Annotated in this window: 23 protein-coding genes; 18 read left to right on the forward strand and 5 right to left on the reverse strand. The window is 52.4% G+C overall.

Features of this window, described 5'->3' with window-relative positions; all coding sequences use genetic code 11:
• Nucleotides 1-65 precede the first annotated feature (65 nt).
• From hslO to igaA, 4 genes are all read right to left on the reverse strand, one after another.
• Nucleotides 66-944, reverse strand: a complete 879-nt coding sequence (gene hslO / locus FEK42_RS09880; RefSeq protein ID WP_135493047.1) for an Hsp33 family molecular chaperone HslO — start codon at nucleotides 942-944, stop codon at nucleotides 66-68.
• 24 nt (nucleotides 945-968) lie between these two features.
• Nucleotides 969-1,370, reverse strand: coding sequence for a ribosome-associated heat shock protein Hsp15 (hslR, locus tag FEK42_RS09885; protein WP_000660493.1), 402 nt, complete (start codon nucleotides 1,368-1,370; stop codon nucleotides 969-971).
• Nucleotides 1,371-1,380: 10 nt separating this feature from the next.
• Nucleotides 1,381-2,049, reverse strand: coding sequence for a GMP/IMP nucleotidase (gene yrfG / locus FEK42_RS09890; protein WP_023155832.1), 669 nt, complete (start codon nucleotides 2,047-2,049; stop codon nucleotides 1,381-1,383).
• A gap of 64 nt (nucleotides 2,050-2,113) precedes the next feature.
• Entirely contained in the window at nucleotides 2,114-4,249 is a 2,136-nt protein-coding gene (gene igaA, locus FEK42_RS09895; protein WP_138211820.1) for an intracellular growth attenuator protein IgaA, read from the reverse strand.
• 321 nt (nucleotides 4,250-4,570) lie between these two features.
• On the opposite strand from igaA, the gene nudE reads away from it, so the two are divergent.
• A complete protein-coding gene (gene nudE, locus FEK42_RS09900) occupies nucleotides 4,571-5,131 on the forward strand; it encodes an ADP compounds hydrolase NudE (RefSeq protein WP_126511443.1) in 561 nt (186 codons plus the stop codon).
• A 166-nt stretch (nucleotides 5,132-5,297) separates the two neighbouring features.
• Here nudE and mrcA read toward each other — a convergent pair whose 3' ends face one another.
• Nucleotides 5,298-7,850: a peptidoglycan glycosyltransferase/peptidoglycan DD-transpeptidase MrcA gene (gene mrcA / locus FEK42_RS09905; RefSeq protein WP_130208973.1), complete on the reverse strand. Its 2,553-nt coding sequence runs from the start codon at nucleotides 7,848-7,850 to the stop codon at nucleotides 5,298-5,300.
• 119 nt (nucleotides 7,851-7,969) lie between these two features.
• On the opposite strand from mrcA, the gene hofM reads away from it, so the two are divergent.
• The 17 genes from hofM (at nucleotide 7,970) to FEK42_RS09990 (ending at nucleotide 23,023) form a co-directional block, all read left to right on the forward strand.
• The gene (hofM, locus tag FEK42_RS09910; protein ID WP_130261024.1) at nucleotides 7,970-8,749 is read left to right on the forward strand and encodes a DNA utilization protein HofM; all 780 of its coding nucleotides are present in this window, start codon (nucleotides 7,970-7,972) and stop codon (nucleotides 8,747-8,749) included.
• Complete coding sequence (locus tag FEK42_RS09915) at nucleotides 8,749-9,288, forward strand: PilN domain-containing protein (protein WP_130258693.1); 540 nt, start codon at nucleotides 8,749-8,751, stop codon at nucleotides 9,286-9,288. The genes hofM and FEK42_RS09915 overlap by 1 nt, the downstream gene beginning before the upstream one ends.
• Nucleotides 9,272-9,712, forward strand: coding sequence for a DNA utilization protein HofO (locus FEK42_RS09920; RefSeq protein ID WP_135408040.1), 441 nt, complete (start codon nucleotides 9,272-9,274; stop codon nucleotides 9,710-9,712). Before FEK42_RS09915 ends, FEK42_RS09920 begins: the two co-directional genes overlap by 17 nt.
• Nucleotides 9,702-10,106 carry a DUF2531 family protein gene (locus FEK42_RS09925; RefSeq protein ID WP_130221396.1) on the forward strand — a complete coding sequence of 135 codons (405 nt, stop codon included), beginning with the start codon at nucleotides 9,702-9,704 and terminating at the stop codon, nucleotides 10,104-10,106. The genes FEK42_RS09920 and FEK42_RS09925 overlap by 11 nt, the downstream gene beginning before the upstream one ends.
• Complete coding sequence (hofQ, locus tag FEK42_RS09930; RefSeq protein ID WP_130208965.1) at nucleotides 10,018-11,256, forward strand: DNA uptake porin HofQ; 1,239 nt, start codon at nucleotides 10,018-10,020, stop codon at nucleotides 11,254-11,256. The genes FEK42_RS09925 and hofQ overlap by 89 nt, the downstream gene beginning before the upstream one ends.
• A 400-nt stretch (nucleotides 11,257-11,656) precedes the next feature.
• Nucleotides 11,657-12,178 carry a shikimate kinase AroK gene (gene aroK / locus FEK42_RS09935; RefSeq protein WP_001507994.1) on the forward strand — a complete coding sequence of 174 codons (522 nt, stop codon included), beginning with the start codon at nucleotides 11,657-11,659 and terminating at the stop codon, nucleotides 12,176-12,178.
• Nucleotides 12,179-12,234: 56 nt separating this feature from the next.
• The gene (gene aroB / locus FEK42_RS09940) at nucleotides 12,235-13,323 is read left to right on the forward strand and encodes a 3-dehydroquinate synthase (RefSeq protein WP_130208963.1); all 1,089 of its coding nucleotides are present in this window, start codon (nucleotides 12,235-12,237) and stop codon (nucleotides 13,321-13,323) included.
• A 91-nt stretch (nucleotides 13,324-13,414) separates the two neighbouring features.
• Nucleotides 13,415-14,713, forward strand: a complete 1,299-nt coding sequence (gene damX / locus FEK42_RS09945; protein WP_130208961.1) for a cell division protein DamX — start codon at nucleotides 13,415-13,417, stop codon at nucleotides 14,711-14,713.
• Nucleotides 14,714-14,819: 106 nt separating this feature from the next.
• Nucleotides 14,820-15,656: an adenine-specific DNA-methyltransferase gene (gene dam / locus FEK42_RS09950; protein ID WP_130217642.1), complete on the forward strand. Its 837-nt coding sequence runs from the start codon at nucleotides 14,820-14,822 to the stop codon at nucleotides 15,654-15,656.
• 17 nt (nucleotides 15,657-15,673) lie between these two features.
• Nucleotides 15,674-16,351, forward strand: coding sequence for a ribulose-phosphate 3-epimerase (gene rpe, locus FEK42_RS09955; RefSeq protein ID WP_000816280.1), 678 nt, complete (start codon nucleotides 15,674-15,676; stop codon nucleotides 16,349-16,351).
• Nucleotides 16,344-17,102: a phosphoglycolate phosphatase gene (gene gph, locus FEK42_RS09960; protein ID WP_130208957.1), complete on the forward strand. Its 759-nt coding sequence runs from the start codon at nucleotides 16,344-16,346 to the stop codon at nucleotides 17,100-17,102. The genes rpe and gph overlap by 8 nt, the downstream gene beginning before the upstream one ends.
• A complete protein-coding gene (gene trpS, locus FEK42_RS09965) occupies nucleotides 17,095-18,099 on the forward strand; it encodes a tryptophan--tRNA ligase (protein WP_130208955.1) in 1,005 nt (334 codons plus the stop codon). Before gph ends, trpS begins: the two co-directional genes overlap by 8 nt.
• A 291-nt stretch (nucleotides 18,100-18,390) precedes the next feature.
• Nucleotides 18,391-19,296: a GntR family transcriptional regulator YhfZ gene (yhfZ, locus tag FEK42_RS09970; RefSeq protein WP_130208953.1), complete on the forward strand. Its 906-nt coding sequence runs from the start codon at nucleotides 18,391-18,393 to the stop codon at nucleotides 19,294-19,296.
• 16 nt (nucleotides 19,297-19,312) lie between these two features.
• Entirely contained in the window at nucleotides 19,313-19,675 is a 363-nt protein-coding gene (locus FEK42_RS09975) for a PRD domain-containing protein (RefSeq protein WP_130208951.1), read from the forward strand.
• Nucleotides 19,676-19,758: 83 nt separating this feature from the next.
• Entirely contained in the window at nucleotides 19,759-20,922 is a 1,164-nt protein-coding gene (locus FEK42_RS09980; protein WP_135493046.1) for a YhfX family PLP-dependent enzyme, read from the forward strand.
• Nucleotides 20,922-22,148, forward strand: a complete 1,227-nt coding sequence (locus FEK42_RS09985) for a phosphopentomutase (protein WP_135493045.1) — start codon at nucleotides 20,922-20,924, stop codon at nucleotides 22,146-22,148. The genes FEK42_RS09980 and FEK42_RS09985 overlap by 1 nt, the downstream gene beginning before the upstream one ends.
• A complete protein-coding gene (locus FEK42_RS09990) occupies nucleotides 22,145-23,023 on the forward strand; it encodes a phosphotriesterase-related protein (RefSeq protein WP_135493044.1) in 879 nt (292 codons plus the stop codon). The genes FEK42_RS09985 and FEK42_RS09990 overlap by 4 nt, the downstream gene beginning before the upstream one ends.
• Nucleotide 23,024: the final 1 nt, after the last annotated feature.

The raw sequence follows: 23,024 nt of genomic DNA on the forward strand, positions 1-23,024 counted from the left end.
AAGCGCAGCGCATCAGGCAATTTAGTCATGATATCCGGCAGAGTCATCTCTGCCGGACATGGCGATTAATGAACCTGCGGATCTGCCGGAGACGCATTGTTGCGGATCTCAGCAATATCCATTGCATTGAACAGATAGTGGTTACCACAGTAATCACAATGCATGTCAATTTCGCCTTCTTCCGCGAGGATGCTATCAACTTCTTCATCCGGCAGCGTTTTCAGCGCGCCTGCGCAACGTTCACGCGAGCAGGTGCATTTGAACTCAACATCCTGCGGATCGTAAACCGTCACCTCTTCTTCGTGGTATAAGCGCCACAAAACTTCGTTTGCCGGTAACGTCAGCAGCTCTTCAGTTTTGATGGTTTCGGTCAGCGTCGCCAGGTGGTCGAAGTCGTCTTGCTGGGCATTTTGCGCAGGCATTACCTGCAACAACATACCGCCCGCAGCCGGTTTGCCGCCTACGTCACCGGTGCGAATAAACAGGCGCGTCGGCAGCTGTTCAGAACGCATAAAGTAATCTTCCAGGCAAGCCGCCAGGGTATCACCTTCCAGACCAACCACGCCCTGATAGCGTTCGCCTTCGCTCGGGGTAATGGTGATCACCACGTAACCATTGCCGACCAGCGTTTTCAGGTCGGCATTTTCTGGAATTTCGCCCTGCACGCGCGCCACACCGCGCATCTGCTGTTTGTTGTTACCGTTAATAACCGCCAGATTCATCGGACCGTCGCCTTGCAGCTGTACGGTGATATCACCATCAAACTTCAGCGTAGCGGTCAACAGGCTGGTCGCGACCAGCAGTTCTGCCAGCACGTTTTTCACCGGCTGCGGATAATCGTGATTCTCAAGGATCTGTTGCAGGGTTTCCGAAACGGTTACCAGTTCGCCGCGAACGGCAAAGTTTTCAAACAGATAGCGATGTAATTGGTCATGTTGCGGCATAATCATCTCTCTTGCAGGTGACAGTTATTCACTGTCGCCGTGTTTAAATCGTAACAGGTCACGGCGCTCTTTTTTGTCCGGGCGCCGGTCCGGGTGCGGCATGGTTAAGGCATTAAGTTTACGTGCCAGCGCCATTTTTTCGCGTTTCTCTACACTTTCCGCAGTCTCTTCATACAACAAGACCGCCTCGCTGGCGGGGCGACGCTGTTCAGTAATCGCCTTTACAATCACCGTTCGTTCGTCATTTCCCTGGCGCAGCGTGAGCGTGGCATTCAGCTCGACGACTTTACTCGGCTTGCTGCGTTGCCCGTTGTAATGCACCTTACCGCCTTCAATCATTTCGCGGGCCAGCGCGCGGGTTTTATAAAAACGGGCGGCCCATAGCCATTTATCCAGTCGAACCTCAACAGCCGGTTTTTCTTTCATGGCGTCTCCTTCACATTAGCGAGGGGATCAGGCGGCGGTAGTCATTCAGTGACGGATGGCGTTCATACTGTTTTTCGGCTATTCCAGAGTCAGGGTTGGTGACGCCGAGACAGTAACGAATACCAAATTGCGCGGCAGCATCGAGAATGGCTTCGCTGTCATCAATAAACAGCGTTCTTTCAGCTTTCAGACCCGTAGCTTCGGCCACCGCATGCCATAACCGCTGATCCTCTTTCGGATAACCAAATGTGTGGGTGGAAAGTAATAAATCAAGGTGTGCGTCCAGACCCGTATGCTCAAGTTTAACGGCCAGGTTATGTGGATGGGCGTTAGTGAGCAAAATACGCTGCTTGCCGCTGGCTTTCAGCGCTTCGAGAAACGGAATAGTATCTTCACGCAACACAGCACGCGGCCCCATCTCGGTGGTCATCGCACAGATATCCAGACCCAGTTGCTCGCTCCAGTAATCAAGACAGTACCAGTTTAGCGTATGCTGCACGTCGTGATATTGCTGGCGCATATATTCCATTGCTTCCTGTGGCGTAACACCGTTTTTCGCGCCCCATGTTTCAGGCACCAGCTTTTGCCAAAAATAGTTATCGAAGGCGAGGTCGAGCAACGTGCCGTCCATATCCAGCAGAACGGTGTCTACGTCCTGCCAGGCAATGTTGATATGCATGGGGGAAATCTCCAGAGTGAAGCAATTTGCGCGACAGGGTAGCATAACCTGCCGCGCAAACGTGTTATTCGATGAGGCTTTCTGAAGACGTGAGCAGCGTCGGATTCAGGCAGCTTTCGTAATATTCCTTAATCTCCATCATGCGGGTGCGATGACGCTGGTAACGACGCCAGGCCTGCACGCCATTATAGATGGCACAGCCGAACATCGTCAGTAGCAGTAATGTGGTGCCGAGATAGCGCCACAGACCAGAACGGTCCGGAATAGGGTGCAAGCTGATATGCTGCGTGCCGTTGGCATCGGTGAAAATATTGGTGACGATCCCCTCGGCGTTAAACGGTGTATGCATCAACATTTGCGCCAGCTTCTGGAAAGCGTTCCATTGTTCTTGCGCCGGGTAGTCATAAAGTGAGGCTGCTGGCCACGGTTGATCGACAAAATCGCTGCCTTCGTCGCTGACAATCAGGAAGCCGCCAGGCGCTGGGCTATTCAGTGATTGTGCCGCTCGCGCCGTTTCATGAGTGATAAACGGTGCGGTGGAAGTCGCCACCAGATTATCCAGCGATTCTGCGCTCACCGGGCGGAGTAATACATTCACACCATCAAGTTTTCCTGCGTTGGCGCGTTTCACCAGTGCGTCCCAGTCCTTACTGTTGCCAAGATTCACCAGGGCGTTTTTTAAGCGCACACAATCATCTTTGGCTGCACAGAGATCTGCTGTCTTCAGTACGATGTCGCCAAAGTCATCAAGCAAAACCATGCCGGATTTCTGAATCGCAGAACGTAATGAGGCACTGACGCGTGATTCATCTTCTGGTTTAGGGTGCAGTTGACGGTTTACTGCTTCGGTCAGTGCCGTAGCTTTGTTAACCAGTTCCGATTCCGGTAATGGCAATGAACGGGCGTCATTCCAGATGATTTGCGAGCAGTCAAACGGCAAAAACGGTGAATTGGTTTTCGCGCTCCAGGTGCCGGAAGTGCGGATATTACACATGCCTGTACCACTTAGACGTAAGGTATCGCCTACGCGTACGCCAGCGTCCGTGAGTTGTTTAACACTGGTGGCCTCAATAGTCTGCGCGCCTTTCATCCACGAGAGAGTGAATTTCAGCGGCATATCCAGTGGGATCCAGAACAGCAGCATAAACAAGACTATCAGCGAACCGGCTGCGATAACCGTGCTGCGTAGCCAGTGCTGCAACGGGAAGTTTTTTACTTCGTCATGCAGCGAAAGATAGCGCCCCTGGCGCACGACGTGGCGGTCGAGGTAGATATCGATATCGGTTTGTTGTCCGAGATCCTGGGCAATGTAAGGTTGCCAGTGCGCGGGGTAGACCAGATCGATAATACCAAGCGAAATATTGTTAATCTGTTCCTGAGAGTTTTCACCAAACAGCCCCCAGCGACGCGGTGTCCCGCGCAGGCAGTGGATTTCCCTTAGGGAGGATTTGGCAGGTGGCGCATATAATCCCCACAGGCCCGCGCCCAGCAGCAGCAGCGCGCCGCCAACCAACCACGGGACAAATACATCCGGGGTCACCAGGCAGAAATAGAACATCAGGAATGAGGCGACAATCAGCAGCGCTTCCCGCAATCCTCGTGGGCGGCTAAGTGCATACTCTTCGTGCGTTTCCTGGCGAATGTTGAGCAACTCAATTTGTTCGCTCTCTTCACCGCGAATCGATGCCTGCGTTGATGGAATAGGTTGTAACGTGTAACCGCGAGTCTCCTGCATATACTCTTGCAGCGTATGGCCGTTGAGTGAAATGACTAATGGGAGTGAGTCGGTATAAATCAGTTCAACGGTGTTTTCGTCGTTGATGTACTGCTCCCAGAAAGGCGGCAGGTGGACTTCTACCGAGTCAAGGTAGTAGCGCCATTTATTGGGATCGTCGGTAGAGATGCCATAACGTGTGATAGCGTGCGTCAGCATCATCACATTATTGCTTTCGGCGTTCAGCGTCAGAGAGACAGGCGCCGTGCTGGCACCCGTCGGACCGGGAACCTGCAAAATCTGCGTCAGGCTTTCGAGATAATTTTCAACGGCGCTACGTTCTTCAGAAGTGAGTTTGCGCGTTTGCGCATCAGCGAAGGCGTTAGCCCAGGGCAATTGTCGCCGCCTGGTGCGGGTTTTTATCAGCCATCCCGCAAGTAGTGAGCAGGCCAGCAAAGCAGCTAAAAAAATCACAATGGTGCTCATGCTTTCCCCATCTTACTTAATTTGTCAGGCGTGATTATTCGCACCCTGGACACAATATAGGATTCTGCGGTTGGCTATCGGCAAGCGTGGAGTTGAACTTGAGCATCATTAAGCGCATCCCAGTAACCGCTGATCATAGCAAACCCTCTGAGGGCGGAATATCAGCAAATTCCTGGAGTTATTTCAACCTATTGACTTTTAATTTGATTTGAGAACGATTATTTATCAGGTTGCATAAATGTAAATAACATGCAATTCACATTGCCGAAACGGTGTCCGATATCGCACAATAAATACTGATTTCACTGCAAAGATTCCACAATGAGAAAATCATTACAAAAACCCACCATTCTGAATGTTGAAACTGTAGCCCGTTCCCGACTGTTTACCGTCGAAAGCGTGGATCTGGAGTTCAGCAATGGCGTGCGGCGTGTTTATGAACGAATGCGTCCAACCAACAGGGAAGCGGTGATGATTGTGCCTATTGTGGACGACCATCTGATCCTGATTCGCGAGTACGCGGTGGGAACTGAATCCTACGAGTTAGGGTTTTCGAAAGGGCTGATTGATCCCGGTGAAAGCGTCTACGAAGCAGCTAACCGCGAGCTAAAAGAAGAAGTGGGATTTGGTGCGAACGATCTGACTTTTTTGAAGAAACTCAGCATGGCGCCGTCTTACTTTTCCAGCAAAATGAATATTGTGGTGGCGCAAGATCTCTACCCGGAATCGCTGGAAGGCGATGAGCCAGAGCCGCTACCGCAGGTTCGCTGGCCGCTGGCGCATATGATGGATTTGCTCGAAGATCCTGACTTCAATGAAGCGCGCAATGTCAGCGCGCTGTTCCTGGTACGTGAGTGGTTGAAGGGGCAGGGACGGTTGTAAATACGTAGATCTTGCCTGATGCGTCATACATATCAGGCCTACGGGATTCCTGCAATGTATTGAGTTTTCAAGATTTTGCATGCCGGCTAAGGCGTTCATGCCGCATCCGGCATGAACAACGCGCACTTTGCCAGCAAACTAAAAAGGCGCCGAAGCGCCTTTTTAATCAGAACAATTCCTGTGCCTCACCATTATCGATAATGGTCGTTCCCACCTCGCGCACCGCCTGCTGTGTAGGCTGTGTACCTTCAATGAAGTACTCTTCGCGGCTGTTGCCGCCGCTGGCCAGTTGCCCAGTGCTGCGATCGATATTCACCGTCACAATACCCGGCGGCGGCGTCAGCGGTTGTTCCGGTACGCCTTCCAGAACGGCTTTCATATAAGCGTCCCATGCAGGCTGCGCGCTTTTAGCACCACCTTCATAACCAGAGATCTGATCTTTAATTGCCCCGGAAGCCGTGGTATGACCGAGATTACGACGGTGGTCGTCAAAGCCAATCCATACTGAGGTTACTACGCCTGGTCCGTAACCCGAGAACCATGCATCCTTCGAGCTGTTGGTGGTTCCGGTTTTCCCGCCGATATCATGACGTTGCAAATCACGACCTGCGCGCCAGCCAGTACCTTGCCAGCCTGGTTCACCAAAGATATTGGTGTTCAGTGCGCTCTTAATCAGGAATGCCAGCGGAGTGCTGATAACGTGCGGTGCATACTCCTGCGCGCCGGTCTTCGCGACTAATGTCTGATTAGCTTGCTCCAGTTGCGGCATCGGCACCGAAACATTTTGCTGCTCGCGGGAGATAGCCACGTCTTCAACGTCGTTATTTTCCAGCACGTTCGATTTTTGCGTATCGCCATAAATCACCGGGATATCGCATTCCGGGCAAGCTACTTTCGGTTTCGCTTCGAAAATCACGCCGCCCTGGTCGTTTTCAATTTTGCTGATAAACCACGGATCCACCAGGAAGCCACCGTTCGCCATTACTGCATAGCCGCGCGCCACCTGCAGCGGCGTGAAGGACGCGGAACCCAGCGCCAGCGATTCGGTATGAACAATGTTTTGCGCCGGGAAGCCGAAGCGTTGCAGATACTCTGCAGCGTAGTCGACGCCCATAGCCCGCATTGCACGCACCATCACTACGTTCTTCGACTGACCCAGTCCCTGACGTAAACGGATTGGACCGGCATATTGCGGCGGTGAGTTTTTCGGCTCCCAGTCAGAACCAGCACCGGCGTCCCAGCGGGAAATCGGCACATCGTTCAGCATACTTGCCAGCGTCAGACCTTTATCCATTGCTGCGGTGTAGAGGAACGGTTTGATATTCGAACCCACCTGGCGCAGCGCCTGAGTTGCGCGGTTAAACTTGCTCTGGTTGAAGTCAAAGCCACCAACCAGCGCCATGACGGCACCGTTTTGCGGATTGATCGACACAAGCGCCGAGTTCACCTCTGGCACCTGCGCCAGCCACCAGGCATCGCCAACCTGGCGAACCCAGATTTGCTGACCCGTTTGCACCACATCAGTCACTTTACGCGGCGTTGGTCCCTGTTGAGTGTCTGAACGGTAAGGACGCGCCCAGCGAACGCCTTCCATACGCAACGTTACGGACGTTCCGTCAGCCAGCATCGCTGTCGCTTCCTGCGGATTGGTGCTGGTAACTGCGGCAGGCAGCAGCGGACCGTAAGTCGGCAACGCTTTCAGAGTATTGGTTATCTTTTTGGTGTCCCACGCCGTCTCACCCACTTTCCACAGCACATTAGCCGGGCCGCGATAACCGTGACGCATGTCGTAGTCCAGCACGTTGTTACGCACCGCTTGCTGCGCGGCCTGCTGAACTTTGCGGGTAATGGTGGTGTAAATGCGATAACCGTCTTCATAAGCGCTTTCGCCGTAACGGCTATACATCTCCTGACGCACCATTTCGGTGAGATACGGCGCCGAGAAGGCAATTTCCGGCGCGTGATAATTGGCGTTAATCGGCTCACTACGCGTCTGATCATATTGCTGCTGGGTGATATACCCTTCGCTCAACATACGCGACAGCACAACGTTACGCCGCGCGACGGCGCGATCCATTGAGTAGAGCGGGTTGAAAGTGGATGGGGCTTTTGGCAGCCCGGCAATCACCGCCATTTCGTTCAGCGTCAGTTGGTCGACCGTTTTACCGAAATAGACTTGTGCCGCAGCACCGACACCATAGGCGCGGTAACCGAGGTAAATCTTGTTCAGATAAAGCTCGAGGATCTCGTCTTTAGTCAGCAACTGTTCAATACGAATCGCGAGGAAGACTTCCTTAATCTTACGCATCAGCGTGCGTTCCGGACTGAGGAAGAAGTTTCTCGCCAGTTGCTGGGTAATGGTACTCGCCCCTTGTGACGCGTGACCAGAGAACAACGCCACACTTGCCGCACGGAAGATCCCCACCGGGTCAACGCCGTGATGCTCATAAAAGCGGCTGTCCTCCGTCGCGATAAAGGCTTTCACCATTTCCGGCGGGATTTGATCCAACGTAACCGGAATACGACGTTTTTCACCATATTGCGCAATTAGCTCGCCATCGGCGCTGTAAATCTGCATCGGAATTTGCAGGCGAACATCTTTTAATGTCGCCACATCCGGCAGTTGTGGCTCGATGTAGCGGTAGAGGCCATAAATCGAGCCTGCTCCCAGCAGAATGCAACAGACTGCAAGGATCAATAAATACTTTACGAACTTCACTGGAAATTTCCGATTTGGTTTCATTTGGGCAGTTTATAAACAAACGCGCGGTAGTATAAAGGCAAGCCAGACGCATTGATATACCTGTCAGAGTGACGGGTGATAAGGAGATCATCACAATGGCATTTAAGAACTGGCAAATTGGGTTGCATTTACAACAGCAAGAAGCGGTGGCGGTTGCTATCGTGCGTGGTGCAAAAGAATGTTTTTTGCAACGTTGGTGGCGCTTGCCGCTGGCGACAGACATTATCAAAGATGGACGCATTCTCGATACAGAGCGGCTGGCAAAAACGTTGTTACCGTGGAGTCGTGAACTGCCGCATCGACATCACATTATGCTGGCATTTCCTGCTGGTCGAACGTTACAGAGGGCATTTCCACGCCCGGCGATGTCTCTCGGTGAGCGAGAGCAAACGGCATGGCTGGCAGGCACAATGGCACGCGAGCTGGATATGGAACCGGACTCCCTGCGCTTCGATTATAGCGAAGATTCACTAAGCCCGGCCTATAACGTGACCGCCGCACAAAGCAAAGAGTTGGCAACGTTACTTACCCTGGCAGAAAGATTGCGTGTTCACGTTAGCGCGATTACCCCAGATGCCTGCGCTTTACAACGGTTTTTGCCTTTTTTACCCCCTCACAAGCAATGTCTGGCCTGGTGTGATCACGAACAGTGGTTGTGGGCGACGCGTTATAGCTGGGGGCGCAAGCTGGTGGTGGGGATGACAAGCGCGAATGACCTTGCAGCGATGTTATCCGTGGATCCCGACAGTATCGCAATATGCGGCGAAGGCGGATTTGACCCCTGGGAGGCGGTTTCTGTTCGTCAGCCGCCGCTACCGCCACCAGGTGGAGACTTCGCCATTGCGCTGGGGCTGGCGCTTGGGGAGAGTCGCTAATGAACCCACCAATCAATTTTTTGCCATGGCGACAGCAACGTCGTGCGGCCTTTTTTCGCTTCTGGTTGCAGATGTTTGTTGCCCCTCTGCTGCTGACCGTAGGGATAACGCTAATGCAGCGTCTGGCATATAACGCCGAAGCACGCGTAGACGCCATTTTGCTCGAGGGAGAACAACAACTCGCCCGTAGCTTACAGGTCACTAAGCCACGTTTGCTGGAACGCCAACAGTTACGCGAACAGCATTTGCGACGTCAGCGTCAGCGACAATTTACCCGCGACTGGCAACCAGCGCTGGAAGCGCTGGCGACGCTTTTACCAGAAAAAGCCTGGCTGACCACGCTGAGCTGGCAGCAGGGAACGCTGGAAGTCAAAGGACTTACGTCGAACATCACAGCACTAAATGTGTTGGAGAAGTCACTCCGTGAGGATGCCTCTTTTCAGCTCAACCAGCGAGGGGCCACGCAGCAGGATGCACAAGGGCGCTGGCAATTTGCGTATCAGTTAACAAGGAAGGTTAGCGATGAACTCGCTCTTTGACTGGTGGTTTGCCACATCTCCTCGTACCCGTCAGTTTGGCTGGGCAGTCTGGTTGCTGGTGTTATTCACAATCATCGTTCTTTCATTGGCCCATCAGGAAGAGAGCGACGCATTAATTCGACTGCGGGCAAGTAATCACCAGCAGTGGGCTGCACTGCATCGCTTGGTAGACACCACACCCATCCGCGAAGAAAAGACGTTGTCCTTTTCGCCGCTGGATTTTCAGTTGCCTGGCGCGCAACTGGTTTACTGGCATCCGTCAGCCCAGGGAGGGGAGCTGGCGTTGAAAACGCTCTGGGAAGCGGTGCCGTCGGCATTTACACGACTGGCAGAGCGCAACGTCAGCGTAAGTCGTTTTTCGTTAAGCGTGGAAGGTGATGAACTCTTGTTCACGCTCCAACTAGAGGGGGCGAATGATGGCTAAACGTTGGCTGCTGGCTGGTGTTGCATTATGGCTATTAACCGGCATGCGCGACCCGTTTAAACCACCGGAAGATCTATGCCGGATTAGCGAACTTACCCAGTGGCGCTATCAGGGGATGGTAGGAAGAGGCGAGCGCGTTATCGGCGTAATAAAAGATGGGCAAAAGAAATGGCGACGGGTGCAGCAAAACGATGTGCTGGAAAACGGCTGGACGATCTTACAGCTGACGCCAGACACACTAACGCTGGGAACCGGGACAAACTGCGAACCGCCACAGTGGTTGTGGCAACGGCAAGGAGATACAAATGAAGCAATGGATAGCCGCACTACTGTTGATGATGATGCCCATCGTGCAGGCGGCAAAGCCGCAAAAAGTCACGCTGATGGTGGATGACGTTCCGGTTGCTCAGGTTTTGCAGGCGCTGGCCGAACAGGAGAAGCTAAACCTGGTGGTGTCGCCAGACGTCAGCGGTACGGTATCGCTACATTTAACGGATGTTCCCTGGAAGCAGGCGCTACAAACCGTAGTGAAAAGCGCCGGGCTGATAACGCGTCAGGAAGGCAATATTCTTTCAGTGCATTCCGTTGCCTGGCAAAATGAAAATATCGCCCGCCAGGAGGCAGAGAAGGCACGGGCGCAGGCAAACCTGCCGCTGGAAAATCGCAGCATTACCCTGCAATACGCCGATGCCGGAGAGTTGGCGAAAGCGGGGGAGAAGCTACTTAGCGCCAAAGGCAGCATGACCGTTGATAAACGCACTAATCGCCTTTTGCTGCGCGATAACCAGGCGGCGTTAACTGCACTGGAACAGTGGGTCATGCAAATGGATTTGCCGGTAGGCCAGGTTGAACTGTCGGCACACATTGTCACCATTAATGAAAAAAGTCTGCGCGAGTTAGGCGTGAAATGGACGTTGGCCGATGCGCAACAAGCTGGCGGCGTTGGGCAAGTGACTACGCTCGGTAGCGATCTCGCGGTGGCGACGGCGACGACGCATATCGGTTTTAACATTGGGCGGATCAACGGACGTTTGCTGGATCTGGAGCTTTCCGCACTAGAACAGAAACAGCAACTGGATATCATCGCCAGTCCACGTTTACTGGCTTCGCATCTCCAGCCAGCCAGCATTAAACAGGGAAGCGAAATTCCGTATCAGGTTTCCAGTGGTGAAAGTGGTGCAACATCGGTGGAGTTTAAAGAGGCGGTACTGGGAATGGAGGTCACGCCCACGGTGTTACAAAAAGGTCGTATCCGGCTGAAATTACACATCAGCCAGAACGTTCCGGGGCAGGTCCTTCAACAAGCCGATGGCGAAGTGCTGGCAATTGACAAGCAGGAGATCGAAACGCAAGTCGAGGTCAAAAGCGGAGAAACGTTGGCGCTGGGCGGCATTTTTACCCGTAAAAATAAATCGGGTCAGGATAGCGTACCGCTGTTGGGTGACATTCCCTGGTTCGGGCAATTATTTCGTCATGACGGAAAAGAAGATGAACGACGTGAGTTAGTGGTGTTTATCACGCCACGACTGGTTTCCAGTGAGTAAACCGCCGCAAAAGCGGTGATGTTTTTACGTTGAACGTGTTTCATCTATTTGACGCGCGCAGGTATTTAGCATACAAGGAGTACCGATTTGAGAGTTGGTGCTCTTAGCTGCCTGCGTTTTATGATGATGATTTATCATTCAGGCGGCATTTTGCTGTCTTTTTTACGCTAATCTTACCCGGTGATTTATCGCCAAAGCGGTGATAGCAAGGCAGCATGCCTGCAGCGACCAGATATGCAGAGGGATGGGCGATTTATTCAGTTGCCAAACCTGCTGGAGTATTGAGATAATTTTCAGTCTGACTCTCGCAATATCTTATGAGGTTTCAGTTCATGTCCTGCTGCGCTCTCTGAGCGAAGCGGGTTTATCATTAACGAATAGTCTTAGTAGTACCGAAAAAATGGCAGAGAAACGCAATATCTTTCTGGTTGGGCCTATGGGTGCCGGAAAAAGCACTATTGGGCGCCAGTTAGCTCAACAACTCAATATGGAATTTTACGATTCCGATCAAGAGATTGAGAAACGAACCGGAGCTGATGTGGGCTGGGTTTTCGATTTAGAAGGCGAAGAAGGCTTCCGCGATCGCGAAGAAAAGGTCATCAATGAATTGACCGAGAAGCAGGGTATTGTGCTGGCTACTGGCGGCGGCTCTGTGAAATCCCGCGAAACGCGTAACCGTCTTTCCGCTCGTGGCGTTGTCGTTTATCTTGAAACGACCATCGAAAAGCAACTTGCACGCACGCAGCGTGATAAAAAACGCCCGTTGCTGCACGTTGAAACACCGCCACGTGAAGTTCTGGAAGCGTTGGCCAATGAACGCAATCCGCTGTATGAAGAGATTGCCGACGTGACCATTCGTACTGATGACCAAAGCGCTAAAGTGGTCGCAAACCAGATTATTAACATGCTGGAAAGCAACTAATTCTGGCTTTAAATACACTCGTCTGCGGGTACAGTAATTAAGGTGGATGTCGCGTTATGGAGAGGATAGTCGTCACTCTCGGGGAACGTAGTTACCCAATTACCATCGCATCTGGTTTGTTTAACGAACCAGCTTCATTCTTACCGCTGAAATCGGGCGAGCAGGTGATGTTGGTCACCAACGAAACCCTGGCTCCTCTGTATCTCGATAAGGTCCGCGGCGTACTTGAACAGGCGGGTGTTAACGTCGATAGCGTTATCCTCCCTGACGGCGAGCAGTATAAAAGCCTGGCTGTACTCGACACCGTCTTTACAGCGTTGTTGCAAAAGCCGCATGGCCGCGATACTACACTGGTTGCACTTGGCGGCGGCGTGGTGGGCGATCTTACCGGTTTCGCGGCGGCGAGCTATCAGCGCGGCGTTCGCTTCATTCAAGTCCCAACGACGTTATTGTCGCAGGTTGACTCCTCCGTTGGCGGCAAAACCGCGGTAAACCATCCCCTCGGTAAAAACATGATTGGCGCGTTTTACCAACCTGCATCGGTGGTGGTAGATCTCGATTGTCTGAAAACGCTTCCTCAGCGTGAGTTAGCTTCGGGGCTAGCGGAAGTCATCAAATACGGCATTATTCTTGACGGCGAGTTTTTCCACTGGCTGGAAGAGAATCTCGACGCGCTGCTTCGTCTGGATGGCCCTGCAATGGCGTACTGTATTCGCCGCTGCTGTGAGCTGAAAGCAGAAGTTGTCGCCGCCGACGAGCGTGAAGCTGGCTTACGTGCTTTACTCAATCTTGGACATACCTTTGGTCATGCCATTGAAGCTGAAATGGGCTATGGTAATTGGCTACACGGTGAAGCGGTTGCTGCGGGTATGGTAATGGCGGCGCGCACATCGGAACGTCTCGGGCAGTTCAGTTCTGCCGAAACGCAGCGTATTATTACCCTGCTCACGCGGGCTGGGTTACCGGTCAATGGGCCGCGCGAAATGTCCGCGCAGGCATATTTACCGCATATGCTGCGTGACAAGAAAGTTCTTGCGGGAGAAATGCGCTTAATTCTTCCGCTGGCAATTGGTAAGAGCGAAGTTCGCGGCGGTGTTTCGCACGATATCGTTCTTAACGCCATTGCTGATTGTCAGTTAGCGTAACAACAAGAAAGGTCAGGCCGCTTATCCGGCGGTTTATTAGCTTCAGGTTAATTGCAACGTGGTAAGCATTAACCTTTTAGTGGGGTGTTAAATGGATGAATTCAAACCAGAAGACGAGCTGAAACCCGATCCCAGCGATCGTCGTACTGGTCGTTCTCGTCAATCTTCTGAGCGTTCTGAACGTACTGAACGTGGCGAACCGCAGATCAATTTTGATGATATTGAACTTGATGATACGGATGATCGCCGTCCGACCCGCGCGCAAAAAGAGCGCGATGAGGAACCGGAAATCGAACAAGAATATGACGAATCCGAAGATGAAACGGTGGATGAAGAGCGTGTAGAGCGGCGTCCGCGTAAGCGCAAAAAAGCAGCCAGCAAACCTGCTTCTCGTCAGTATATGATGATGGGCGTCGGTATTCTGGTTCTGTTGCTGTTGATCATCGGTATCGGTTCTGCGTTAAAAGCCCCCTCGACCTCTTCCAGCGATCAAACTGCGTCTGGCGAGAAGAGTATTGATCTTGCTGGCAATGCGACCGATCAGGCGAATGGCGTGCAGCCAGCACCGGGAACCACGTCTGCGGAAAATACTCAGCAGGATGTTTCTCTGCCGCCGATTTCTTCTACGCCGACCCAGGGGCAGACCCCGGCGGCAACGGATGGTCAACAGCGTGTTGAAGTACAGGGTGATCTGAACAATGCCCTGACCCAGCCACAAAATCAGCAACAGCTGAACAATGTGGCGGTAAATTCGACATTGCCGACCGAACCCGCAACGGTTGCGCCAGTACGCAATGGCAATGCATCGCGCGACACGGCAAAAACGCAAACCGCTGAACGTCCGACCACCACGCGTCCGCCGCGTCAGCAGGCAGTGATTGAACCGAAAAAACCGCAAGCAACTGTGAAAACCGAACCGAAGCCGGTAGCACAGCAACCGAAGCGTACCGAACCAGCAGCGCCAGTGGCGAGCTCGAAGGCACCGGCTGCGACTTCTACGCCAGCGGCAACGCCAGCGCCGAATGCGACTGCCAGCACGGAGCCGGCACAAACGGCATCTCCGGCGCAAACCACGACAACACCAGCTGCTGGGGCGAAGAGCGCGGGTAATGTTGGTTCGTTGAAATCGGCACCGTCAAGCCATTACACTCTGCAGTTGAGCAGTTCCTCTAACTACGACAACCTGAACGGTTGGGCGAAGAAAGAGAACCTGAAAAACTACGTTGTCTATGAAACGACGCGTAATGGTCAGCCGTGGTATGTCCTGGTTTCTGGCGTGTACGCTTCGAAAGAAGAAGCGAAAAAAGCGGTATCTACATTGCCAGCCGATGTCCAGGCCAAAAATCCTTGGGCGAAACCGCTGCGTCAGGTACAGGCCGATCTGAAGTAATCAAGGCTATTTCCCGCAATGGATAACCGTTGCGGGAACTGCCTGAAGCGCTGGATGCTGTCGGAGCTTTCTCCACAGCCGGAGAAGGTGTAATTAGTTAGTCAGCATGAAGAAAAATCGCGCTTTTTTGAAGTGGGCAGGGGGCAAATATCCCTTGCTTGATGATATTAAACGGCATTTGCCTAAGGGCGAATGTCTGGTTGAGCCTTTTGTTGGTGCCGGGTCGGTGTTTCTTAACACCGACTTTTCTCGTTATATCCTTGCTGATATCAACAGCGATCTGATTAGTCTCTACAACATTGTAAAGACGCGTACTGAAGAGTATGTGCAGGCTGCCCGCGAGCTGTTTGTTCCCGAAACAAATTGCGCCGAGGTCTACTATCAGTTCCGCGAAGAGTTCAACAAAAGCCAGGATCCCTTGCGTCGGGCAGTACTGTTTTTATATTTGAACCGCTACGGTTACAACGGTTTGTGCCGTTACAATCTGCGCGGTGAATTTAATGTGCCGTTTGGCCGTTATAAAAAGCCCTATTTCCCGGAAGCTGAGTTGTATCATTTTGCCGAAAAAGCGCAGAATGCCTTTTTCTATTGTGAGTCTTACGCCGACAGCATGGCGCGCGCAGATGATGCATCCGTCGTCTATTGCGATCCGCCTTATGCGCCGCTTTCTGCGACCGCTAACTTCACGGCGTATCACACAAACAGTTTTACGCTTGAACAACAAGCCCATCTGGCGGAGATCGCAGAAGGTCTGGTTGATCGCCATATTCCTGTGCTGATCTCCAATCACGATACGATGTTAACGCGTGAGTGGTATCAGCGCGCAAAATTGCATGTCGTCAAAGTTCGACGCAGTATAAGCAGCAACGGCGGCACACGTAAAAAGGTGGACGAACTGCTGGCTTTGTACAAACCAGGAGTCGTTTCACCCGCGAAAAAATAATTCTCAAGGAGAAGCGGATGAAACAGTATTTGATTGCCCCCTCAATTCTGTCGGCTGATTTTGCCCGCCTGGGTGAAGATACCGCAAAGGCCCTGGCAGCTGGCGCTGATGTCGTGCATTTTGACGTCATGGATAACCACTATGTTCCCAACCTGACAATTGGGCCAATGGTACTGAAATCCTTGCGTAACTACGGCATTACCGCCCCTATCGACGTGCATCTGATGGTGAAACCCGTCGATCGCATTGTGCCGGATTTCGCTGCTGCTGGCGCCAGTATCATTACCTTTCATCCAGAAGCCTCCGAGCATGTTGACCGCACGCTGCAACTGATTAAAGAAAATGGCTGTAAAGCGGGGCTGGTATTTAACCCGGCGACACCATTGAGCTATCTGGATTATGTGATGGACAAGCTGGATGTGATCCTGCTGATGTCTGTCAACCCTGGTTTCGGCGGTCAGTCTTTCATTCCGCAAACACTGGATAAACTGCGCGAAGTGCGCCGCCGCATCGATGAGTCGGGCTTTGATATCCGTCTGGAAGTGGACGGTGGCGTGAAGGTGAACAACATTGGCGAAATCGCTGCGGCGGGAGCGGATATGTTCGTCGCCGGTTCGGCAATCTTCGACCAGCCAGACTACAAAAAAGTCATTGATGAAATGCGCAGTGAACTGGCAAAGGTAAGTCATGAATAAGTTTGAAGATATTCGCGGCGTCGCTTTTGATCTCGACGGTACGCTGGTGGACAGTGCTCCTGGTCTTGCTGCTGCGGTAGATATGGCGCTGTATGCGCTGGAGTTGCCCGTTGCAGGCGAAGAACGCGTTATTACCTGGATTGGCAACGGCGCAGATGTCCTGATGGAGCGGGCATTGGCTTGGGCGCGTCAGGAACGTGCGACCCTGCGTAAAACAATGGGTAAACCGCCCGTTGATGACGACATTCCGGCAGAAGAACAGGTACGTATTCTGCGTAAACTGTTCGATCGCTACTATGGCGAGGTTGCCGAAGAGGGGACGTTTTTGTTCCCGCACGTTGCCGATACTCTGGGCGCGTTGCAGGCTAAAGGCCTGCCGCTAGGCCTGGTTACCAACAAACCGACGCCGTTCGTCGCGCCGCTGCTCGAAGCCTTAGATATCGCCAAATACTTCAGCGTGGTGATTGGTGGTGATGACGTGCAAAACAAAAAACCGCATCCGGACCCGCTGTTACTGGTGGCTGCGCGGATGGGAATTGCCCCACAACAGATGCTGTTTGTTGGCGACTCACGCAATGATATTCAGGCGGCAAAAGCGGCAGGTTGCCCATCAGTTGGCTTAACCTACGGATATAACTACGGCGAGGCTATCGATCTCAGCCAGCCTGATGTAATTTATCACTCTATAAATGACCTTCTGCCCGCATTAGGGCTTCCGCATAGCGAAAATCAGGAATCGAAAAATGACTAAGCCCATCGTTTTTAGTGGCGCACAGCCCTCAGGTGAATTGACCATTGGTAACTACATGGGTGCGCTGCGTCAGTGGGTAAACATGCAGGATGACTACCATTGCATTTACTGCATCGTTGACCAACATGCCATCACCGTGCGCCAGGATGCGCAAAAGCTGCGTAAAGCGACGCTGGATACGCTGGCTCTGTACCTGGCATGTGGCATCGATCCTGAGAAAAGCACCATTTTTGTTCAGTCCCATGTACCAGAACATGCGCAGCTAGGCTGGGCGTTGAACTGCTATACCTACTTCGGCGAACTGAGCCGCATGACCCAATTCAAAGATAAATCTGCGCGTTATGCCGAGAACATCAACGCTGGTCTGTTTGACTATCCGGTGCTGATGGCGGCGGACATCCTGCTGTATCAAACCAATCTGGTGCCGGTCGGTGAAGATCAGAAACAGCATCTGGAACTGAGCCGCGATATCGCCCAGCGTTTCAACGCGCTGTATGGCGATATTTTTAAAGTACCGGAGCCGTTTATTCCGAAATCTGGCGCGCGCGTAATGTCGTTGCTGGAGCCGACCAAGAAGATGTCCAAGTCTGACGATAACCGCAATAACGTTATCGGCCTGCTGGAAGATCCGAAATCGGTAGTGAAGAAAATCAAACGTGCGGTCACTGACTCCGACGAGCCACCGGTAGTTCGCTACGATGTGCAGAACAAAGCGGGCGTTTCCAACCTGCTGGATATCCTTTCTGCAGTTACTGGCAAGAGCATCCCGGAACTGGAAAAACAGTTCGAAGGCAAGATGTATGGTCATCTGAAAGGCGAAGTGGCTGATGCCGTTTCCGGTATGCTGACTGAATTGCAGGAACGCTATCACCGTTTCCGCAACGATGAAGCCTTCCTGCAACAGGTGATGAAAGACGGCGCAGAAAAAGCCAGCGCGCACGCTTCCCGTACGCTGAAAGCGGTGTATGAAGCGATTGGTTTTGTGGCGAAGCCGTAATTCACTATTGCCGGCAAATTGCGCTTTGTTCATGCCGGATGCGGCGTGAACGCCTTATCCGGCCTACAAAGTAATGCACATATTGCAAGGAAATGTAGGCCTGATAAGCGTAGCGCCATCAGGCAATTTTGCTTTTATCATCACTCTGAAACTGGGGAAACCCGGTTTTTTTATCCTCTTTTCGCAACAACCCGAAAAAATGTGAAGTGCCTCGCCGTTTCCACATCTCTTAGTTGCCACTTATCTTCATTTTAATGAAGATATAAATATTCACTTTATTGAAAATATATTATGCGTCGAACGTTTATCAAAAAAGAAGGCGTCGTCATCACGACTCTGGCTCGTTATCTGTTAGGTGAAAAGTGCGGTAATCGATTGAAAACCATAGATGAACTGGCAACTGAATGCCATTCATCGGTTGGTCTGACACAGGCCGCGCTGAAAACGCTGGAATCAAGCGGCGCGATTAGAATTGAACGCCGTGGGCGCAATGGCAGTTATCTGGTCGAGATGAATAACAAAGCATTGCTGACTCATGTGGATATCAACAACGTGGTATGTGCGATGCCCTTGCCCTATACCCGTTTGTACGAAGGACTGGCAAGCGGGCTGAAAGCTCAGTTTGATAGCATTCCTTTTTATTATGCGCATATGCGCGGCGCGGATATTCGCGTGGAGTGTTTACTTAACGGCGTCTATGACATGGCGGTAGTGTCCCGCCTGGCGGCAGAAAGTTATCTCACGCAAAAAGGGTTATGCCTGGCGCTGGAACTTGGGCCACATACCTATGTTGGCGAGCACCAGCTGATTTGCCGTAAAGGGGCGTCTGGCAACGTGAAACGCGTGGGGCTGGATAACCGCTCGGCGGATCAGAAAATCATGACCGATGTCTTTTTTGGCAATAGCGATGTGGAGCGCGTCGACCTCTCATATCACGAGAGTTTACAACGCATTGTAAAAGGCGATGTCGATGCGGTTATCTGGAACGTGGTGGCGGAAAGCGAACTGGCCATGCTGGGATTAGAAGCGACGCCGCTGACGAACGATCCACGATTTTTACAGGCCACTGAAGCCGTGGTGCTAACGCGAGCCGATGATTACCCGATGCAACAATTGCTACGTGCGGTTGTTGATAAACATGCCCTGCTTGCTCATCAACAGCGAGTCGTCAGTGGGGAACTTGAACCCAGTTATTAAGCGAAAGGCGTCTTAAATGGAAAACAGACTCAACCTGCTTTGCGAGGCAGGCGTCATTGATAAGGACATCTGCAAAGGCATGATGCAGGTCGTCAAAGTACTGGAAACAGAATGCCATCTTCCCATACGCAGCGAGCAGGGAACGATGGCGATGACGCATATGGCGAGTGCGCTGATGCGCAGTCGTCGGGGCGAACACATACTGCCGCTGGATGACGAATTACTGGCGGAACTGGCGCAATCCACATACTGGCCAGCGATTGTGCAATTGCATCAGGTGCTATTGAAGGAATTCGCGCTGGAAATTAACCCGTGTGAAGAAGGGTATTTGCTGGCCAATCTCTATGGATTATGGATGGCCGCCAACGAAGGTGTCTGAGTTATACGGCAAATCCGCGTCACATAACTTAAATATTCAAAAAAATGAATGTTTAATTCAAGGAATAGAAACGAGGCAACAAGATGTTTGTAGAAGCATTGAAACGCCAGAACCCAGCGCTGATTTCCGCCGCACTAAGCTTGTGGCAGCAGGGCAAGATCGCCCCGGACAGTTGGGTTGTCGACGTGGATCAGTTACTGGAAAACGGTAAGAGGCTGATTGAGACGGCGCGGCTTTACGGCATTGAGCTGTATCTGATGACCAAGCAGTTTGGCCGTAATCCATGGCTGGCGGAAAAACTTCTGGCACTGGGCTACAGCGGCATTGTGGCGGTGGATTACAAAGAGGCGCGGGTCATGCGCCGCGCCGGTCTGCCGGTGGCGCATCAGGGACATCTGGTGCAAATCCCTTGTCACCAGGTTTCTGACGCCGTTGCACAGGGAACTGACGTCATCACCGTGTTTACTCTCGACAAAGCGCGGGAAGTCTCTGCGGCAGCGGTGAATGCCGGACGTGTGCAGTCTGTGCTGCTCAAAGTTTATAGCGACGATGATTTTCTTTATCCGGGCCAGGAGAGCGGTTTTCCCCAAAACACGCTGCATGACATTGTCGCTGAAATGCAGAAACTGCCGGGACTACATTTAGCGGGACTTACCCATTTCCCTTGCCTGCTTTGGGATGAAACAAGCGGGAAAGTTTTGCCGACACCGAATCTTCACACGCTGGTACAAGCACGGGAGCAACTGGCGAAATCTGGTATTGCGATTGAGCAACTGAACGCGCCTTCAGCGACCAGCTGCACTTCGCTGCCATTACTGGCGGAATACGGTGTGACTCATGCCGAACCCGGTCATGCACTGACGGGCACTATTCCGGCAAACCAGCAGGGCGATCAGCCTGAACGTATCGCCATGCTCTGGTTAAGTGAAATCTCCCATCATTTCCGTGGCGACAGCTACTGCTACGGCGGCGGTTACTACCGTCGTGGTCATGCTCACCGCGCTCTGGTTTTTACTAAAGAAAATCAAAAGATTACTGAAACCAATCTCAAAACTGTAGATGACAGCAGTATCGACTACACCCTGCCGTTAGCAGGTGAGTTTCCGGTGAGCAGCGCGGTGGTGCTCTGTTTTCGTACACAAATTTTTGTTACCCGCAGTGATGTGGTGCTGGTATCGGGTATTCAGCGTGGCGAACCGGAAATCGTCGGTCGTTATGACAGTCTTGGAAACTCTCTGGGGGCGTAATGGCGCGATTCGTGGTGTTAGTGATTGATAGCTTTGGCGTAGGCGCAATGAAAGATGTCACGCTGGTGCGCCCGCAAGATGCGGGAGCGAATACCTGTGGTCACATTCTGAGCCAGCTGCCGCATTTGCAGCTGCCAACGCTGGAGAAAATGGGGCTAATCAACGCATTAGGTTATGCGCCTGGAGATATGCAGCCGTCAGATTCTGCAACCTGGGGCGTGGCAGAGCTGCAACATGAAGGTGGCGACACCTTTATGGGGCATCAGGAAATTTTAGGCACGCGCCCGCTACCGCCGCTACGGATGCCCTTTCGCGATGTGATTGACCGTGTTGAGCAAGCATTACTTAACGCTGGCTGGCAGGTGGAGCGCCGTGGCGATGATCTGCAATTTCTGTGGGTCAATCAGGCGGTTGCGATTGGCGATAATCTCGAGGCGGATTTAGGCCAGGTCTATAACATTACCGCCAATCTCTCTGTGATCTCTTTTGACGACGCAATCAAAATTGGTCGTATCGTGCGTGACCAGGTACAGGTCGGTCGGGTCATTACATTTGGCGGCCTGTTAACCGACAGTCAGCGTATTCTCGATGCCGCAGAAAGCAAAGAAGGGCGCTTTATTGGCATCAACGCGCCGCGTTCTGGCGCTTATGACAACGGTTTCCAGGTCGTGCATATGGGCTATGGCGTCGATGAAAAAGTGCAGGTGCCACAAAAACTGTATGAAGCAGGCGTGCCAACCGTGCTGGTGGGTAAGGTGGCAGATATCGTCAACAATCCTTATGGCGTGAGCTGGCAAAACCTGGTGGATAGCCAGCGGATTATGGATATCACCCTCGACGAATTTATCACCCATCAGACAGCGTTTATTTGCACCAACATTCAGGAAACCGACCTCGCTGGTCACGCAGAAGACGTCGCACGTTATGCCGAACGTTTGCAGGTCGTTGACCGTAATCTTGCTCTCCTGGTTGAGGCGATGCAGCCAGATGACTGCCTGGTCGTGATGGCGGATCATGGTAACGATCCGACAATCGGTCACAGCCACCATACCCGCGAAGTCGTGCCGGTGCTGGTTTATCAGCAAGGCCTGGCTGCCACGCAGCTTGGTGTTCGCACCACGCTTTCTGATGTGGGGGCTACCGTGTGTGAATTTTTCCGTGCGCCACCGCCACAAAATGGTCGCTCTTTTCTTTCCTCCCTCCGGTTTGCAGGAGACACCCTATGAGTTTTGATTCAACGGGCTACACCCTGGCCCATGAGCATCTGCATATTGATCTCTCCGGCTTTAAAAACAACGTGGACTGCCGCCTTGATCAGTATGCGTTCATTTGCCAGGAGATGAACGACCTGATGGCCCAGGGCGTGCGTAATGTGATTGAGATGACCAACCGTTACATGGGGCGCAATGCGCAATTTATGCTCGATGTAATGCGCGAAACCGGGATCAACGTGGTGGCCTGTACCGGTTATTACCAGGACGCGTTTTTCCCCGAACATGTGGCGACCCGCAGCGTGCAGGAACTGGCGCAAGAGATGGTCGATGAAATTGAGCAGGGTATCGATGGCACGGAACTGAAAGCCGGGATCATCGCGGAGATCGGCTCCAGCGAAGGAATGATTACGCCGCTGGAAGAGAAGGTGTTTATTGCCGCCGCGCTGGCACATAACCAGACCGGACGCCCGATCTCCACACATACCTCTTTTAGCACGATGGGGCTGGAACAACTGGCTCTGTTGCAAGCCCACGGAGTTGATCTTTCGCGCGTCACCGTTGGTCACTGCGATCTGAAAGACAACCTCGATAACATTTTGAAGATGATCGATCTCGGCGCGTACGTGCAGTTCGACACCATTGGTAAGAATAGTTACTACCCGGACGAAAAGCGTATTGCGATGCTTCATGCGCTACGCGACCGTGGGTTGCTGAACCGCGTCATGCTGTCGATGGATATTACGCGCCGCTCCCATTTAAAAGCCAACGGTGGTTATGGCTATGACTTTTTATTGACCACCTTTATTCCGCAATTGCGCCAGTCAGGATTCAGTCAGGCCGATGTGGATGTGATGTTACGTGAAAATCCCTCTCAATTTTTCCAATAAG

This window comes from Escherichia sp. E2748 (assembly GCF_005781125.1).
Lineage (GTDB): Bacteria > Pseudomonadota > Gammaproteobacteria > Enterobacterales > Enterobacteriaceae > Escherichia.

Coding starts and splice junctions, on each gene's coding strand:
- hslO (WP_135493047.1), bottom strand. CDS start 944: ATGCCGCAACATGACCAATTACATCGCTATCTGTTTGAAAACTTTGCC.
- hslR (WP_000660493.1), bottom strand. CDS start 1,370: ATGAAAGAAAAACCGGCTGTTGAGGTTCGACTGGATAAATGGCTATGG.
- yrfG (WP_023155832.1), bottom strand. CDS start 2,049: ATGCATATCAACATTGCCTGGCAGGACGTAGACACCGTTCTGCTGGAT.
- igaA (WP_138211820.1), bottom strand. CDS start 4,249: ATGAGCACCATTGTGATTTTTTTAGCTGCTTTGCTGGCCTGCTCACTA.
- nudE (WP_126511443.1), top strand. CDS start 4,571: ATGAGAAAATCATTACAAAAACCCACCATTCTGAATGTTGAAACTGTA.
- hofM (WP_130261024.1), top strand. CDS start 7,970: ATGGCATTTAAGAACTGGCAAATTGGGTTGCATTTACAACAGCAAGAA.
- FEK42_RS09915 (WP_130258693.1), top strand. CDS start 8,749: ATGAACCCACCAATCAATTTTTTGCCATGGCGACAGCAACGTCGTGCG.
- FEK42_RS09920 (WP_135408040.1), top strand. CDS start 9,272: ATGAACTCGCTCTTTGACTGGTGGTTTGCCACATCTCCTCGTACCCGT.
- FEK42_RS09925 (WP_130221396.1), top strand. CDS start 9,702: ATGATGGCTAAACGTTGGCTGCTGGCTGGTGTTGCATTATGGCTATTA.
- hofQ (WP_130208965.1), top strand. CDS start 10,018: ATGAAGCAATGGATAGCCGCACTACTGTTGATGATGATGCCCATCGTG.
- aroK (WP_001507994.1), top strand. CDS start 11,657: ATGGCAGAGAAACGCAATATCTTTCTGGTTGGGCCTATGGGTGCCGGA.
- aroB (WP_130208963.1), top strand. CDS start 12,235: ATGGAGAGGATAGTCGTCACTCTCGGGGAACGTAGTTACCCAATTACC.
- damX (WP_130208961.1), top strand. CDS start 13,415: ATGGATGAATTCAAACCAGAAGACGAGCTGAAACCCGATCCCAGCGAT.
- dam (WP_130217642.1), top strand. CDS start 14,820: ATGAAGAAAAATCGCGCTTTTTTGAAGTGGGCAGGGGGCAAATATCCC.
- rpe (WP_000816280.1), top strand. CDS start 15,674: ATGAAACAGTATTTGATTGCCCCCTCAATTCTGTCGGCTGATTTTGCC.
- gph (WP_130208957.1), top strand. CDS start 16,344: ATGAATAAGTTTGAAGATATTCGCGGCGTCGCTTTTGATCTCGACGGT.
- trpS (WP_130208955.1), top strand. CDS start 17,095: ATGACTAAGCCCATCGTTTTTAGTGGCGCACAGCCCTCAGGTGAATTG.
- yhfZ (WP_130208953.1), top strand. CDS start 18,391: ATGCGTCGAACGTTTATCAAAAAAGAAGGCGTCGTCATCACGACTCTG.
- FEK42_RS09975 (WP_130208951.1), top strand. CDS start 19,313: ATGGAAAACAGACTCAACCTGCTTTGCGAGGCAGGCGTCATTGATAAG.
- FEK42_RS09980 (WP_135493046.1), top strand. CDS start 19,759: ATGTTTGTAGAAGCATTGAAACGCCAGAACCCAGCGCTGATTTCCGCC.
- FEK42_RS09985 (WP_135493045.1), top strand. CDS start 20,922: ATGGCGCGATTCGTGGTGTTAGTGATTGATAGCTTTGGCGTAGGCGCA.
- FEK42_RS09990 (WP_135493044.1), top strand. CDS start 22,145: ATGAGTTTTGATTCAACGGGCTACACCCTGGCCCATGAGCATCTGCAT.